The sequence below is a fragment of the Acinetobacter piscicola genome (assembly GCF_002233755.1).
GTDB classification, from domain to species: Bacteria; Pseudomonadota; Gammaproteobacteria; order Pseudomonadales; family Moraxellaceae; genus Acinetobacter; species Acinetobacter piscicola.
Map to the genome: position 1 here is coordinate 16,156 of NZ_NIFO01000026.1, position 13,642 is coordinate 29,797.

General features: G+C 38.1%; 12 protein-coding genes. 5 read left to right on the forward strand and 7 right to left on the reverse strand.

Features of this window, described 5'->3' with window-relative positions:
• Window positions 1-38: 38 nt before the first annotated feature.
• From tssM to CDA10_RS14565, 4 genes are read left to right on the forward strand one after another with little or no spacing between them, the layout of a single operon-like run.
• Window positions 39-3,965: a type VI secretion system membrane subunit TssM gene (gene tssM / locus CDA10_RS14550; protein ID WP_228704645.1), complete on the forward strand. Its 3,927-nt coding sequence runs from the start codon at window positions 39-41 to the stop codon at window positions 3,963-3,965.
• A 34-nt stretch (window positions 3,966-3,999) separates the two neighbouring features.
• Window positions 4,000-4,959: a type VI secretion system-associated protein TagF gene (tagF, locus tag CDA10_RS14555; protein WP_089606299.1), complete on the forward strand. Its 960-nt coding sequence runs from the start codon at window positions 4,000-4,002 to the stop codon at window positions 4,957-4,959.
• A gap of 4 nt (window positions 4,960-4,963) precedes the next feature.
• The gene (locus CDA10_RS14560) at window positions 4,964-5,728 is read left to right on the forward strand and encodes an OmpA family protein (RefSeq protein ID WP_089606300.1); all 765 of its coding nucleotides are present in this window, start codon (window positions 4,964-4,966) and stop codon (window positions 5,726-5,728) included.
• A 49-nt stretch (window positions 5,729-5,777) separates the two neighbouring features.
• Complete coding sequence (locus CDA10_RS14565) at window positions 5,778-6,044, forward strand: PAAR domain-containing protein (RefSeq protein WP_089606301.1); 267 nt, start codon at window positions 5,778-5,780, stop codon at window positions 6,042-6,044.
• A 242-nt stretch (window positions 6,045-6,286) separates the two neighbouring features.
• Here the strand turns inward: CDA10_RS14565 and CDA10_RS14570 are convergent, their stop codons facing one another.
• On the reverse strand, window positions 6,287-6,829 hold the full coding sequence (locus tag CDA10_RS14570; RefSeq protein WP_089606302.1) for an NADPH-dependent FMN reductase: 543 nt from the start codon (window positions 6,827-6,829) through the stop codon (window positions 6,287-6,289).
• A 197-nt stretch (window positions 6,830-7,026) separates the two neighbouring features.
• Between CDA10_RS14570 and CDA10_RS14575 the strand changes: the two genes are divergently transcribed.
• Window positions 7,027-7,590: a 5'-methylthioadenosine/S-adenosylhomocysteine nucleosidase family protein gene (locus CDA10_RS14575; protein WP_089606303.1), complete on the forward strand. Its 564-nt coding sequence runs from the start codon at window positions 7,027-7,029 to the stop codon at window positions 7,588-7,590.
• A gap of 86 nt (window positions 7,591-7,676) precedes the next feature.
• Here CDA10_RS14575 and CDA10_RS14580 read toward each other — a convergent pair whose 3' ends face one another.
• The 6 genes from CDA10_RS14580 to CDA10_RS14605 all read right to left on the reverse strand — a co-directional run bounded on the left by CDA10_RS14580 (window position 7,677) and on the right by CDA10_RS14605 (window position 13,513).
• Window positions 7,677-8,294 (reverse strand): TetR/AcrR family transcriptional regulator, encoded by a 618-nt coding sequence (locus CDA10_RS14580; RefSeq protein ID WP_089606304.1) that lies wholly within the window; start codon window positions 8,292-8,294, stop codon window positions 7,677-7,679.
• A gap of 402 nt (window positions 8,295-8,696) precedes the next feature.
• Window positions 8,697-9,494, reverse strand: a complete 798-nt coding sequence (locus tag CDA10_RS14585; protein ID WP_089606305.1) for an ATP-binding cassette domain-containing protein — start codon at window positions 9,492-9,494, stop codon at window positions 8,697-8,699.
• Between the two features lie 9 nt (window positions 9,495-9,503).
• Entirely contained in the window at window positions 9,504-10,325 is an 822-nt protein-coding gene (gene ssuC / locus CDA10_RS14590; RefSeq protein WP_089606306.1) for an aliphatic sulfonate ABC transporter permease SsuC, read from the reverse strand.
• On the reverse strand, window positions 10,322-11,491 hold the full coding sequence (ssuD, locus tag CDA10_RS14595) for an FMNH2-dependent alkanesulfonate monooxygenase (RefSeq protein ID WP_089606307.1): 1,170 nt from the start codon (window positions 11,489-11,491) through the stop codon (window positions 10,322-10,324). Before ssuD ends, ssuC begins: the two co-directional genes overlap by 4 nt.
• A 30-nt stretch (window positions 11,492-11,521) precedes the next feature.
• Window positions 11,522-12,454, reverse strand: a complete 933-nt coding sequence (locus tag CDA10_RS14600; RefSeq protein ID WP_171334003.1) for a sulfonate ABC transporter substrate-binding protein — start codon at window positions 12,452-12,454, stop codon at window positions 11,522-11,524.
• A gap of 99 nt (window positions 12,455-12,553) precedes the next feature.
• Entirely contained in the window at window positions 12,554-13,513 is a 960-nt protein-coding gene (locus tag CDA10_RS14605) for a sulfonate ABC transporter substrate-binding protein (RefSeq protein WP_089606309.1), read from the reverse strand.
• Window positions 13,514-13,642: the final 129 nt, after the last annotated feature.

Here is a 13,642-nt window from a genome sequence, read left to right on the forward strand (position 1 = left end):
GAAATGACATATAAATATAGAAAGAAATAGAGAAAATGATACATACAATTTTGAGTTATGTTTGGCAATATGTAACAAATCCTAAAGCCATTATTGCGCTTTCAATTTTTGTTGCTTTAATTTCATCATATAGCGTTGTTCCTCGCCGTATTTTTATCATCATGCTTGCAGCCTATGTATTCGGTTTAATTATTTATGCAATTTTTTGGTTTATTCAGCGTAGAAAGCATACCAGTCAAGGCGAAGCCTTAGTTGAGGCTATTCAGCAAGATAATACTGCTGAATATGGAAAGCTAAAAGACAAAGAAGAGTTGCAACTGATTAATCAACAAATGAAAGACTCGATTCAGTTGATTCGAAAGTCTAAATTGGGAGATAAAAAGGGCAATGCTGCGCTATATGAATTGCCTTGGTATATGGTCATCGGCAATCCCGCTGCTGGTAAAAGCTCAGCAATTTATCACTCAGGTTTGAAATTCCCTTTTGAAGAATCACATCAGAAAATTGTATCTTCTGGACTGAGTGGAACTCGAAATTGTGATTGGTTTTTTTCTACCGAAGGTGTGCTACTTGATACAGCAGGGCGATATTCGGTTTATTCAGAAGACCATTCAGAATGGCTAGGTTTCTTAGATATTTTGAAAAAGAATCGCTCGAAAGCACCGATTAATGGTCTTATTGTCATTGTAAGTGTCGCTGAGTTAGTTAGTCAAAGCCCTGAAAAATCAATTAAGTTAGCCAAGAGTTTACGTGCACGTATTCAAGACCTAACTGAGCGATTAGAAATTTTTGCACCTGTTTATTTGGTGTTTTCTAAAATGGATTTGATTGCAGGTTTTACTGAATTTTTTGAGTGCTATGAAGCTGCTGAGTTTGATCAAGTCTGGGGTGCAACGCTGCCTTATGATTCTGAATCATCACAAAATGCAGTTGAGCATTTCGAGAAACATTACAGTATTTTATACGATGGCTTAAAAGGCGTAAGCACAACACATTTAAGCCGCCGTCATGCACAAAATATTTCTCCCAGTGTGATGACTTTCCCTTTGGAATTTAAAACATTAAAACCTGTTTTAAAGACATTTATTGGGACTTTATTTGAAGAAAATCCATACCAATTTAAACCTGTATTTCGTGGTTTTTATTTCACCAGTGCTTTACAAGAAGGTGTAATCGAAAGCCCAATGACGGAACAGATTGTTGATGATTTCCAATTAGCAAAAATACCCAATAGTGAACATGGTGTTCCGCAAAATTCGATTTCGCAAAATCATGGTTATTTTTTGAAAGGGTTATTTTCAGAAGTTATCTTAAAAGACAAAAATCTAGTTAAACAACATATTAATCCAACAACGAAACGCAGACGCTATTTAGGTTTTATTGCTGCTTTATTGGGTGTATCCATTATTCTTGGGCTGTGGGTTTGGTCTTATCGGAACAATCAACAGCTTATTGCAGATGTTCAGGCAGATTTAAATAAAGTCGTGCAAATGGAACAGGTTTCTGGTCAAGAACTAGCAACACAGATAGATGCTTTGTTGATTTTACAACAACGTTTAGAACAATTGGATGATTTTGATCAGCATCGCCCTTTGAAATTTTCATTTGGTTTGTATCAAGGCAATGAGCTAAGAGATAAATTAAAAGTTGAGTATTTAAAAGGCGTTAAACAAATTGTTTTAGCGCCAAGTCAACAAAATATTGCTCAGTATTTACAACGAGTTAAAAATAATGAGCAGACACTGAAACAAAACCATGTCAATGTAGAAATTAAACAAGCTTCATCGACACAAATTGCATCTGAACCTTCCGACACCAATCCACAAGATGCCTATAACGCATTAAAAGCATATTTAATGATGAGTAATCCACAGTACATGGATTCAAGTCATTTAAGTGATCAAGTGACACGTTTTTGGCGTTCATGGTTGGATGAGAGTCGTGGGCAAATGCCGCGAGGAGAAATGATTCAAAAGGCTGAGAAAATCTTGAGCTATTCAATGAGCTTAGCCAATGATAAAACTTTCCCAGTTTTAGAGTCTGATGCGCAGTTAGTCGACCAAACTCGTCAAGTGTTATTGTCCGTGGTTCGTGGTATGCCTGCACGTGATCGTGTGTATAACGAAATTAAGATGCGTGCTGCGGTAAGATTCCCTGCTGTAACCGTTGTGCAAATTGTAGGAGAGACGAATCGCAGTGTAATGTTGGGTGGTTATGCTTTACCGGGTGTATTTACGCAAAAGGCATGGGATGAATATGTTGATAAAGCGATTGAAGATGCTGCCAATAAACCTACCGATACCAAAGACTGGGTGCTGAATAGTACACAATCAGATGATTTAACCTTTAGTGGCAGCCCAGATCAAATCCGAAAACAATTAACGCAATTGTATAAGCAAGAATATATTGCTGAATGGAAAAAATTCATCAATGCAACACATTATGCGAAAGGGGCTGATTTCGTTCAGCAGACTAAAATAATGGATGTATTGGGTGAACCACAAAATTCACCTATTCGTACTTATATCGATCGTGTTGCCAAAGAAACCAGTTGGGATAATCCTATTGTGCAAGCTGAACTCGCTGCACCACAAACAGGTTTTGTTGCTTGGTTTAAACGTAAAGTTTTAGGACAGGGTAAATCTGAGGATATACAGCGAGCTTCAAATCAAGCTCAAGGGCAAATTTCTCAACAGTTCCAAATATTCTATCAATTGGTACGCAAGCGTGATGACTTACAAAATCAGTCATTATTAGATGACTATTTTCAAAATATGGCGCAAGTCAGAAGTAAATTAAATGATTTACGTAGTGCTGGCGATTTTGGTCCAAATGCTTTGGCCTTAGCCAAACTGACCATTAACGATCAGACCTCTGTGTTTAATACCACTCAAAAAGTTGTAGATGAAAAGCTCATCGTTGGTTTAAATGAACTTGATCAGCAAATGGTTCAAAAGCTTTTGGTCAGCCCATTAACACAATCTTTTGATAGCTTGTTAACACCTGCTCAGGATGAAATAAATAAGCTTTGGACTTTACAAGCTTACCAACCCTTTAACCAAGCTTTATCGCAAAAAGTACCTTTCAATTCTTCAGGCACGATTCAAGCAACCAGTAATGAGATTAGTCAAATTTTTGGTGATAATGGCAGTATTTCTAAATTTGTAAAAGAAACACTAGATCCATTTGTGATTCGCCGTGGTTATACCTTGTCATCTAAGACTTGGAAGAATATGGGAATGGGTTTAAATCCTGAATTTGTGACCAGTTTTGAACAATACACAACACCGATTAATGGGGTGGCGGCAGGGAATGCATCAGGCGCGCCATCAGCAACAAATCAGTCTAATTTTCAATTTTATCCGATCCCAAACAATAATTTTTTGTCCTATACCCTTGATATCGATGGACAGCGTCTTGTTTATGAAAATGGAATTCAGCAATGGGTGAATTTTTTATGGCCAAATGCAAATGCAATTCCTGGTGCAAGAATCACAGCAATTGATTTAGAAGGACAAACGCATACCATTTTTGAAGAGCCTGGTGAATATGGAATTAATAAACTCATTGATAGAGCACAACGTAAACAGCTGAATGGTAGCTACGAAATGACGTGGGTCAGTCAACAAAATCCATCCATGTTTGTAAAACTACAATTTCGTTTAATTAGCGGAAATGCGTCCAATCCAATCGGATCTAACCGTGGCTATGTTGGTTTGAAATTGGTCGAACGTGTAACGAGTCCGAAAGCAGCACTGGTCGTTGCAGCGCAACAGGCATCAGCTACAGCAAACTCGCAAATGACTACACCATCACCAGCAGTAACTTCAAATATGGCTCAAATTAAACAGCAGACGACAGGATTTACAACGAATTCTACGGCTTCAGTTGGAGGTTCAGCGACTCCCACAACAACACCGATGAGCCCTTCAGCTACATCGACTGGAAGAGGGACAGCACAATGATTAAATGGAACAGTTTTGTGCGAGGGATACACGTATGCAAATGATAAAATCTACACCTCTATATTATGGAAAATGCCCAGCACGTGGCGATTTTTTAAAGACCAAAGGTCAATATTCCCTGATCCAAGTGATTGATCAATGGATTACAGAGGCTTTGGAAATTGCAATGCGAGATCCAAATTTTAATGAATCTTATCGGTCACTTGCTCCTTTAGACTTCTTTATTGCAAATCCTAAAGAGCAGATGTTTCTTGTTGCAAATATGATTGCCAGCGAGGACAGTTCAGGACGCCAATTTCCAATGGTATTGAGCCATTTATTGGAAATTGAAAATCCTTATCAAAACTTACTCTATGCACCTTATAAATATAAGTCTGTCTTGATTGATTTATTTCAAAAAAATAGAGTATTTCGGACGGTTAATCATCCCGAGATTCTCATTTCAAAATTGGCCAGTATTAATAATGAAATTCAAGTTTTGTCTGAAATTAAGGCTCAAGATTTCTTTGAAAATCACACGATGTATTCATTTGCTCAGATTATGAAAATTACCCCATATGAATTGGCACAAAGTATTCTTGCTTTAGGGTTACTACTACAGCCGGTACTTAAACATGGCACCAGTAAACTATCTAAAGTTCTTATTTTACCCATCAACAATCACAGTTATTGTTATGAAATTTCTGCATTTTGGGTCAATTTGATAGGGCGTTTTTTAGGAAAAAACAATACAGAGATTTTGATCGGAATATTACACCACGATTCACCTATCTTATTGTTTGGATTTCAAGGTGCAGATATTACGGCACTGAGTAATATTTTTACCCAAAATATGCAAAATGAACATTGGGTCTCTTTGGTTCAGCCGCAATGGGTTGATGCTTATTTAGAGCAAAATGCAGGTTTAGCAGCATTAGAACAAGCTTTATGTGAGCGTCAGTTGAGTTTATCTCAAGGCATGAAATTGTTTAGACAAACATTTATAGAAGAATAAAAACATGAAAAATAGAGAACAATGGCTATTCAAAAAACTGGTTATTATTTCTAGTTTATTTTGTTCATTGCATATTGCTGCTGCGCCGATCGTTGTTGATGGTGTAGTACCCAATGATATGGCTAAACAAGCCATTTTAGAGAAACTTCGAGCTGTCTATGGTGCAGACCAAGTGGTCGATAAGATCCAAATTCGCCCTGTATCTGCACCGAATGGTTGGAGTGAATCGGTAACACGAGTCATCACACCTGATTTAAAGAAGATTAGCCAAGGTAAATTATCTGTACGCGGGACTCAAGTGGATTTAACTGGGAAAATGGGCGTGCAAGCTGAAATTCAACCCACAACTGTTTTATTCCAATCATTGGTTCAGCCACCTTATCGCTTTAATTCACAAATTACAGTCAATGCTGCTGAACAAGCGGTGATTGATAATGCATTGAAAAATAGGATTATTGAGTTTGAATCAGGCAAAGCAGTACTGACGCCAGTGGGTACACAAATTTTAGATGAGATGGTTGTCGCTTTAAATAAAGTACAAAACAAGAATATTAAAATTGTTGGACATACAGATAGTCAAGGTGATCCGCAAAAGAATCAGTCATTGAGCTTACAACGTGCTGAAGCAGTCAAACAATATTTAATTGCCAAAAGTATTGCACCGACACGTTTAACGACTGAAGGGCTTGGTGCGACAAAGCCCGTAGCAGACAATGCTACAGAAGAAGGTCGTAAAAAGAATCGTCGTATCGAGTTTGATGTTCTATAAACTTGATTTGACTCAATAACAACATAGAAAAGACATAAAGGAAATAATCATGGCACTGCCTTATATCACTTTAGGTTCACCAACGACAGGTGGTGGAAAAATAATTTCAGCAGATTCATCATTTATCATAGATGGTAAAGCCATAGCATGTGTTGGGGACAAAGCAACATGTCCAAAACATCAATGTATTGCAACTATTCTCGCTGGTGATAATCATATGATTATTATGGGAAAACCTGCTGCACAACATAATTCACCGTTGTCTTGTGGATGTAAATGTATTGGCGATCAACATTTAGTGGTTGGGGATAATTAGAAAAGTCTAAACCCATAGATAAAAAGAAACCCCATCATCCTGACGGGGTTTCTTCATATAGGTTAGTTAGATTTGACTCCTGTCTAATCTCACGTTCCTGATGCTCAGACCGATTATTGTTGTTTTTTGTCTGGGAAACTTCCTGTTCCCTATGTAGTTAGAATAAGGAAGTTTCGAGTCGTATAAAAGAAGAAAAAGTAAATAGTTGTTGTAAGCTAGAACGTACAAAGTACATTCAGGATTTAGGCATTGGCATATTGGATTAGCTTATTCACGACTGATTTAACGGTTCTATTATCAAACTCATTACCTTCAAAGGTCTCAGTTTTATTACGTTGCCCAATATCTCGAATTTCAATCACAGCATTTGAATCAATCATACCAATAGCAGTACAAACTTGCTTAATTTGATCTATAGAACGTGAACCATTACTGCCACCGTAGCTGACAAAAGCGGCAGGTTTGGCTTGCCATTCTTTGTAAACATAATCAATTGCATTCTTTAGGACAGGACTATACCCATGATTATATTCAGGTGTGATAAAGATAAAGGCATCACCTGAGGCAACTTTTTTAGCCCATTCCTGCTGTTTTGGCTGATCATAAATTCCAGATGCAGGTGGATTTTTCCCTGCAAAAAATGGTAAATCCCATTCTTTCAAATCAACAATATCAACATTTAAAGTACTAAATTCTAATTTTTTAATTTCATCAAGCAGCCAGTTAGCCACTTTAATTGCAACACGACCTTCACGGATGCTACCGACAACGATTTGAATATTCATAGATTATTGCTCAGTTATTTTATTTTAATTATTATGAATAAATCATTTCGACGATATCGTAGTGATTTGTATATATTTTATCTAAAAAGTTATTTTGTGATTTTCCGTCAGTATTGCCTAATAAAAATAGATCATCTTTATGGTTGATCTAGAGTGTATTTTCAATTTTAATCATTAAAATTTGATGTGATTTGAATATGAAAAACGATCTTGCCCTGATTATGGCTTTACCCAATGAATCAAAAGGATTATTTGAACAAGCAGAAATACCTGTTCACTACAGTGGGATTGGTAAAATTAATGCTGCATTTACGGCTTATGATGTTATTCAAAAAACAGGCTGTAAAACGATTTTGAATTTAGGCTCAGCAGGCAGTTCCTTTTTTAATACACATGAATTGGTCGAAGTTAAAACCTTTGTACAAAGAGATATGGACGTTTCACCTCTTGGCTTCGAGGTTGGGGTAACACCAATGGATGCTCATTTTCCGCATGAAATTCAGCTTGAACCTTATTTTTTAGACCTACCACAAGGGATTTGCGGTACAGGAGATAGCTTTGAAACAGGGCAGCCCAAAGTCACTTGCAACTTGGTTGATATGGAAGGCTATGCTTTAGCCAAAGTATGTAAAAAACTGGATGTTCGTTTGATTTCGATTAAGTATATTACAGATGGGGCAAATGATACGGCGCACTTGGATTGGGAAGAGAATTTATTATTGGGTGCGCAGAAATTATTAAAATTATATCAATCTATTTAGCTATTAATTAACGAATGAACGGAAGTCTTGGCGACCATAGGGCACTATGGTCGTTTGCCAAAATAATTCAATAACGTATTATCAAATTATGGATTACGAGGGATTACGCCATATAGAATCATATGCACGGTATGTTCAATTGCACGTTGATACATGCTTTTATTACGTAAGGTTTTTCCTGTGACCATTTCTAATTGGGTGCTAAAATCAGCATAGTTCTGTGTTAAACCCCAAATATTGATAATCAATAATTCTGCATCAATTTTGTCAGATATTTTACCTTGTTCTTGCCAATTCAAAATAACTTTAGCTTTACGCTTAAATAATTTTTTAAGTGGCCCTTTTAAAATTGGTAAAATATGTGGTGCACCTTGAATAATTTCCAATGCAAAAAGCTTTGATGCTTTAGGTTGCACACGAGAAATTTCAATTTTTGTCGTCAGATAATGCGCTAGAGCCTCAGCCGGTTCTAGTTCAGCTTCTAAGGATTGTAATGGTGCAAGCCATTTTTGCATGACGGTAGTCAGTACTTCGACATACAAAGCTTCTTTATTTTCATAATAATAGAAAATATTGGATTTATGCATATCTGCCAATTGTGCAATTTCATCCAAACTTGCACCATTGAAACCATATACAGAAAATACATCTAGTGCAGCATTGAGTAATTGCTGCCGTTTCTGAGCACTCTTCTTTTGTTCCATCGCAACTTTGAACTAAATAAATGATTCATAAATTGTACGGTAAAATGTTTGATTTGTGCACAGAAAGCAGCATTATTTTGAAATATTTGTGATAATTTATGATGAAGTATTACTAATAAGTAATTTCTTGGGCTTTTTTAAAATTTTGCACTAAACTGGAGCAAAATAATTGATTAAATTCTGTCATTTAAAATACATTATTTAAACTTTATGACAGTTTTAGTGTTTTAATTCACTTTTAAGCTAAGATAAAAATAGCCATCGGACTTCAGTATAATAGCGCTATAACTAGGTTAATAATAACTATTCGTATTAATAACGATTAAATCCTTTAATTCTGTTTTAAATAGAAATTAAAGGATTTGCAAAGCCTTGTATTTTATCATATACATCGAATTGATTTTAGGTTGCAAGTACAGCAGCTAAGACTTGTTGTTCAAGCTCAGCAAAAGTGCTGCCTTTTTGGCGTGGGCGTGGTAGGTCAATTGTAAATTGTTGAGCGATATGCCCTTGATCAAGGAGAATAATACGATCTGCCAATTGCACGGCTTCACTGACATCATGTGTCACTAAAATGGTGGTAAAGCCTTGTTCCAACCATAACTTCTCAATAAGGTTTTGCATCTCTAAGCGAGTCAGTGCATCTAAAGCACCGAGCGGCTCATCTAATAATAATATTCGCGGTGTATGTGATAATGCTCGAGCTAGAGCGGCGCGTTGTCGCTGTCCACCTGAAAGCTGTGAAGGCCATAATTTAGATTTTTCCTTTAAACCCACTTTTTCTAACAACTGTTCAGCTTTAGCATGTTGCTCTTTGTTTAATCCAAGTTGAACATTATTTAAAATACTTTTCCACGGCAATAAGCGAGGGTCTTGGAACATTACTCGAATATCATCGGAAGTAATACCTTCACGGAAATTACGTAAAGATTTAAATTTAATTTCACCATAACTTGCTTGTTCTAAATCTGCAATCAAACGAAGCAGGGTGCTTTTACCACAACCACTTCGACCAACAATCGCAACAAATTCACCAGCTTCAATATTTAAATCTAAATCCTCTAATACTTTGACATCACCATAATATTTATAAAGTTGTTCTATAGAAATTTCTGCGCCAACCTGAGCTTGATTTTCAGTTTGTGATTCTGCTACAGGAATCAGATCCTTTGCATATTGGCTAATGCTTAAGTCAGTCATGGTCTACTCCTATTTTTGATAGCCTGCGTGCCAACGCAGTAAATATTTTTCTAAGTATTGTGCAAAAACATCTGCTAATTTACCCAAAAGTGCATAGAGCAAAATCCCCACTAAAACGATATCTGTTTGTAGAAACTCACGTGCATTCATGGTCATATAACCAATACCAGACTGAGCAGAAATAGTTTCAGCCACGATTAACAACACCCAAACCAAGCCTAGAGAAAAACGCAAACCCACTAAAATGGAGGGCATCGCACCCGGTAAAATGATTTCTTTGTACAATTGCCAACGACTGAGTCCATAACTTTTACCCATTTCAATCAGTTGAGGATCTACAGAGCGGATACCATGATAAGTATTGATATAGATTGGAAAAAATACACCTATAGCGACCAGAAATAACTTTGCTGATTCATCGATACCAAACCATAAAATCACTAAAGGAATGAGTGCTAAAGCTGGAATATTACGAATCATTTGCAAGGTTGTATCCAGTAGATTCGAGGCAACTTTAGATGAACCATTCAAAAGACCCAGTAATAAACCCAAACCTCCACCGACCAATAAACCTAACAAAGCTCGCCCTGCACTGACTTTGACATGTTGCCAAAGTTCACCGCTCAGCAGTAATGTCCAAAATGCAGCAACAACAGCTGAGGGTGCAGGTAAAACACGACTTTCTAACAGACCACTTTTAGATGCGATTTGCCAAAAAATGATCAGTAAAGTTGGAACAATCCACGGCAGCAAGCGCTGCCCGAATTGTTTTGTTCCACGTGAAACTAGATTAACTTGGGAGGTGTTTATATTTTTTAATGTTGCATTCATGCCGACTCCTTAAGCGGAGCTTTGTGTTGTTCAGGCGTATAGTTGTTGGCAATAATTTCACCGAATGGGCCTGTTAAATTAGGTTGAGCTAATTTTTTTCGAGTTTCGAGTGGTAGTAAAGGGAAGACCAATTCTGCAAAACGAATAGACTCTTCTAAATGTGGATAGCCCGAGAAAATAAAGGTATTAATTCCTAAATCAGCATACTCTTGGATACGGTCTGCAACGGTTTGAGGATCACCCACCAACGCTGTACCCGCACCACCACGGACTAAGCCGACACCTGCCCAAAGGTTAGGTGATACTTCCAGTTTGCTTCGATCTCCATTATGTAATTCAGCCATGCGACGCTGACCGACTGAATCCATTTGTTTAAATTTCTTTTGTGCTGCGGCAATCGTTTCATCATCTACATATTGAATCAGTTCATTGGCTGCTTGCCATGCTTGCTCATTGGTTTCACGTACAATCACATGCAAACGAATACCATAATTGAGCTGACGACCTTTGGTATCGGCCTTGGCTTTTACAACAGCAATCTTTTCTTTTACTGCTGCGGGTGGTTCACCCCAAGTTAAATAGGTATCCACTTGGTCAGCAGCTAGCTCAATCGCATCATCAGACGAACCACCGAACCACAAAGGTGGATAAGGTTGTTGCACAGGTGGGTAAAGCAGTTTGGCATCATCGACGCTTAAGCGCTCACCATGAAAAGTAAAAGATTCACCTGTATGCGAACGCTTTAAAATCTCACGCCAAATGGTGGTGTATTCCGCAGCTGTTTGATAACGTGTTGAATGATCTTCATATATACCATCGCCTTTCAGTTCTTGCTCATCGCCACCTGTGACAAGATTTAAGAGCACACGGCCATTCGATAAACGATCAAAAGTCGCTGCCATACGTGCTGCCAGCGCAGGGGTTGTTACACCCGGACGTAATGCGACTAAAAATTTTAGATTTTGGGTTGCATCAATTAAGCTCGCCGCGGTAATCCATGGGTCTTCACATGAACGTCCTGTTGGAATGAGTACACCTTCATAACCTAGATTATCCACGGCTACAGCAATCTGCTTCATATAAGCATGATCGACTTGGCGAGCACCTTTACTGGTACCTAAATAACGACTGTCACCGTGAGTGGGAATAAACCAGAAAATTTTCATTTCATTCAATCCTGAGAAAGTATTTAAATATTATTTGCCTGTCCAAACGGCTTGTTTAATGTTGATGCTGTTTGGAATGATTTTAAGTTCACTAAAACGATCAGCCAGTTGTTGTTGATCTGCGATGACTTTTGCGGTCAGGGCTGCTGCACCAGAAGGTCTTGGACGACGGTCAATAAAAACTTGGCTGACCTGAGGTTTTAAACCTGTACTTTGCCCAATCGATTGCGCTGTTCCAGGTCGATGCGCTTGTACCCATTTATCGGCAACATTCAGCTGTTGAATAATACTTTTCACTGCTTGAGGGTGCTGTTTGACAAATTCAGGTGAGGCTAAATAGAAGGTGTAATTTGGACTAAGACCTTTACCTGAGGCTAAAACACGAGCCTGATCTTCAACTTGTGCTGAAGCAAAATAAGGATCCCAAATTGCCCAAGCATCTACAGCACCTTTTTGAAATGCAGCACGCGCATCGGCAGGAGTAAGCCAAATCGGTTGAATATCAGACCATTGCAAACCTGCTTTACGGACAGCTTGTACCAATAGGTAATGCGCACTTGAGCCTTTTTGTAAGGCAATACGTTTGCCTTTGAGTTGACTCAATTGTGTGAGTTGCGAGTTTTTAGGGACTAGAATTGCCGAAGCCAATGGTTTCGCTGCTTCATAAGCAATGTAATACAACGGTTTATTGGCTGCTTGCGCATAAACGGGTGGTGTATCACCTGTAACGCCAACATCCACAGAGCCGACGGCAAGTGCTTCTAAAATTTGTGGGCCAGCTGGAAATTCATTCCAAGAAATTTTGGCATTTGGAAATTCTTTTTCATACAGCTTTTGCTGTTTGGCGATCGCAAAATTAATCGAGCTTTTTTGAAAACCAATACGTAATTGTTTCACACTCGGATCTACCGCCCAAACAGCTGTAGAACCTAACATTGCACAAGCGATAAACATAGCGGTCATGCCATGACCCTTTACGTTGAACCATGTTGGTGTTTTGTGTTGTGCAATGTTTGGAGTCATTTTTGTTTCCTCATCTAATCGGGTTGTTTTACGTATTTTTTAATTCGCCAAAATGGCTGCTTGAATATTGATTTTGTTTGGAATTAACTTTTGTTGATAAAACGCATCTGCAACGTATTGCTGTTCTTTAGCAACTTGATTGGAAATAGGTTGAACACCAAAACCCATGCGTGAAATCGATGTATTGAGGACATCCAAAGGTAACCCTGTTGGTTTCTCTAAAAGTTTTGCAGCATCAGCTTGGTGTTGAGAAACCCATTGTGTCGTGGTATTTAATTCATTCACTACGGCTTTTAAAAGGTCAGGGTGCTGTTCTGCAAATTTACGGTCAGCTAAATAAAATTGATGATTACTGACAAGATTCTCACCTGTGGCTAAAACTTTAGCACCCAGCTGTTTTTCTGCTGAAGCAAAGAATGGATCCCAAATCACCCATGCATCGACTGCGCCTTTTTCAAACGCTGCACGTGCATCGGCAGGGGGTAAGTACACTACTTGAATATCCTCAAGCTTGAGATGGTTTGCTTCTAAAACTTTGAGTAAAAGATAATGAACATTTGAGCCTTTGTTCAGTACGACACGTTTACCCTTTAAATCTTGAATAGATTTAATATTTGAGTCTTTTGGAACGATTAAGGCTTCTGCTTTGGGTGCAGCAGGTTGGTTGGCGATATAAACCAAATTTGAATTGGCAGCTTGAGCAAAAATCGGCGGTGCTTCGCCTGCCTCACCAAACGATACACTTCCCACATTTAAGCCTTCCAGCAATTGAGGCCCAGCAGGAAATTCGACCCATTTAATATTGACGCCTTTTTCTTTCAGCGCTTTGTCTAAATCACCACGTTCTTTGATAATCGGCAGCAAGCCATATTTTTGATAACCAATATTTAAAGTCGTGGTTTCTTGTTGTTTCGCACAACCAGAGAGCAACATGATCGTGGCAAGACTAGCGCTGAGAAGGGTGACTTTTTTCCATGAAGGTTGAAATAGACTTGCCATGACGCTTATTGCTCCTAAACTTTAAATGATGAAAAGTGAATGAGCATCAGCTTAGGAGGCTTTGTAATTTCAAAAAAATAAGTTTTCGATGATTGCTAATGAAAAAAAAAGATAAAATTAAAACTGTGA

Coding starts and splice junctions, on each gene's coding strand:
- CDA10_RS14600 (WP_171334003.1), bottom strand. CDS start 12,454: ATGACCGCTATGTTTATCGCTTGTGCAATGTTAGGTTCTACAGCTGTT.
- CDA10_RS14560 (WP_089606300.1), top strand. CDS start 4,964: ATGAAAAATAGAGAACAATGGCTATTCAAAAAACTGGTTATTATTTCT.
- ssuD (WP_089606307.1), bottom strand. CDS start 11,491: ATGAAAATTTTCTGGTTTATTCCCACTCACGGTGACAGTCGTTATTTA.
- ssuC (WP_089606306.1), bottom strand. CDS start 10,325: ATGAATGCAACATTAAAAAATATAAACACCTCCCAAGTTAATCTAGTT.
- CDA10_RS14565 (WP_089606301.1), top strand. CDS start 5,778: ATGGCACTGCCTTATATCACTTTAGGTTCACCAACGACAGGTGGTGGA.
- CDA10_RS14580 (WP_089606304.1), bottom strand. CDS start 8,294: ATGGAACAAAAGAAGAGTGCTCAGAAACGGCAGCAATTACTCAATGCT.
- CDA10_RS14585 (WP_089606305.1), bottom strand. CDS start 9,494: ATGACTGACTTAAGCATTAGCCAATATGCAAAGGATCTGATTCCTGTA.
- CDA10_RS14605 (WP_089606309.1), bottom strand. CDS start 13,513: ATGGCAAGTCTATTTCAACCTTCATGGAAAAAAGTCACCCTTCTCAGC.
- CDA10_RS14570 (WP_089606302.1), bottom strand. CDS start 6,829: ATGAATATTCAAATCGTTGTCGGTAGCATCCGTGAAGGTCGTGTTGCA.
- CDA10_RS14575 (WP_089606303.1), top strand. CDS start 7,027: ATGAAAAACGATCTTGCCCTGATTATGGCTTTACCCAATGAATCAAAA.
- tagF (WP_089606299.1), top strand. CDS start 4,000: ATGCAAATGATAAAATCTACACCTCTATATTATGGAAAATGCCCAGCA.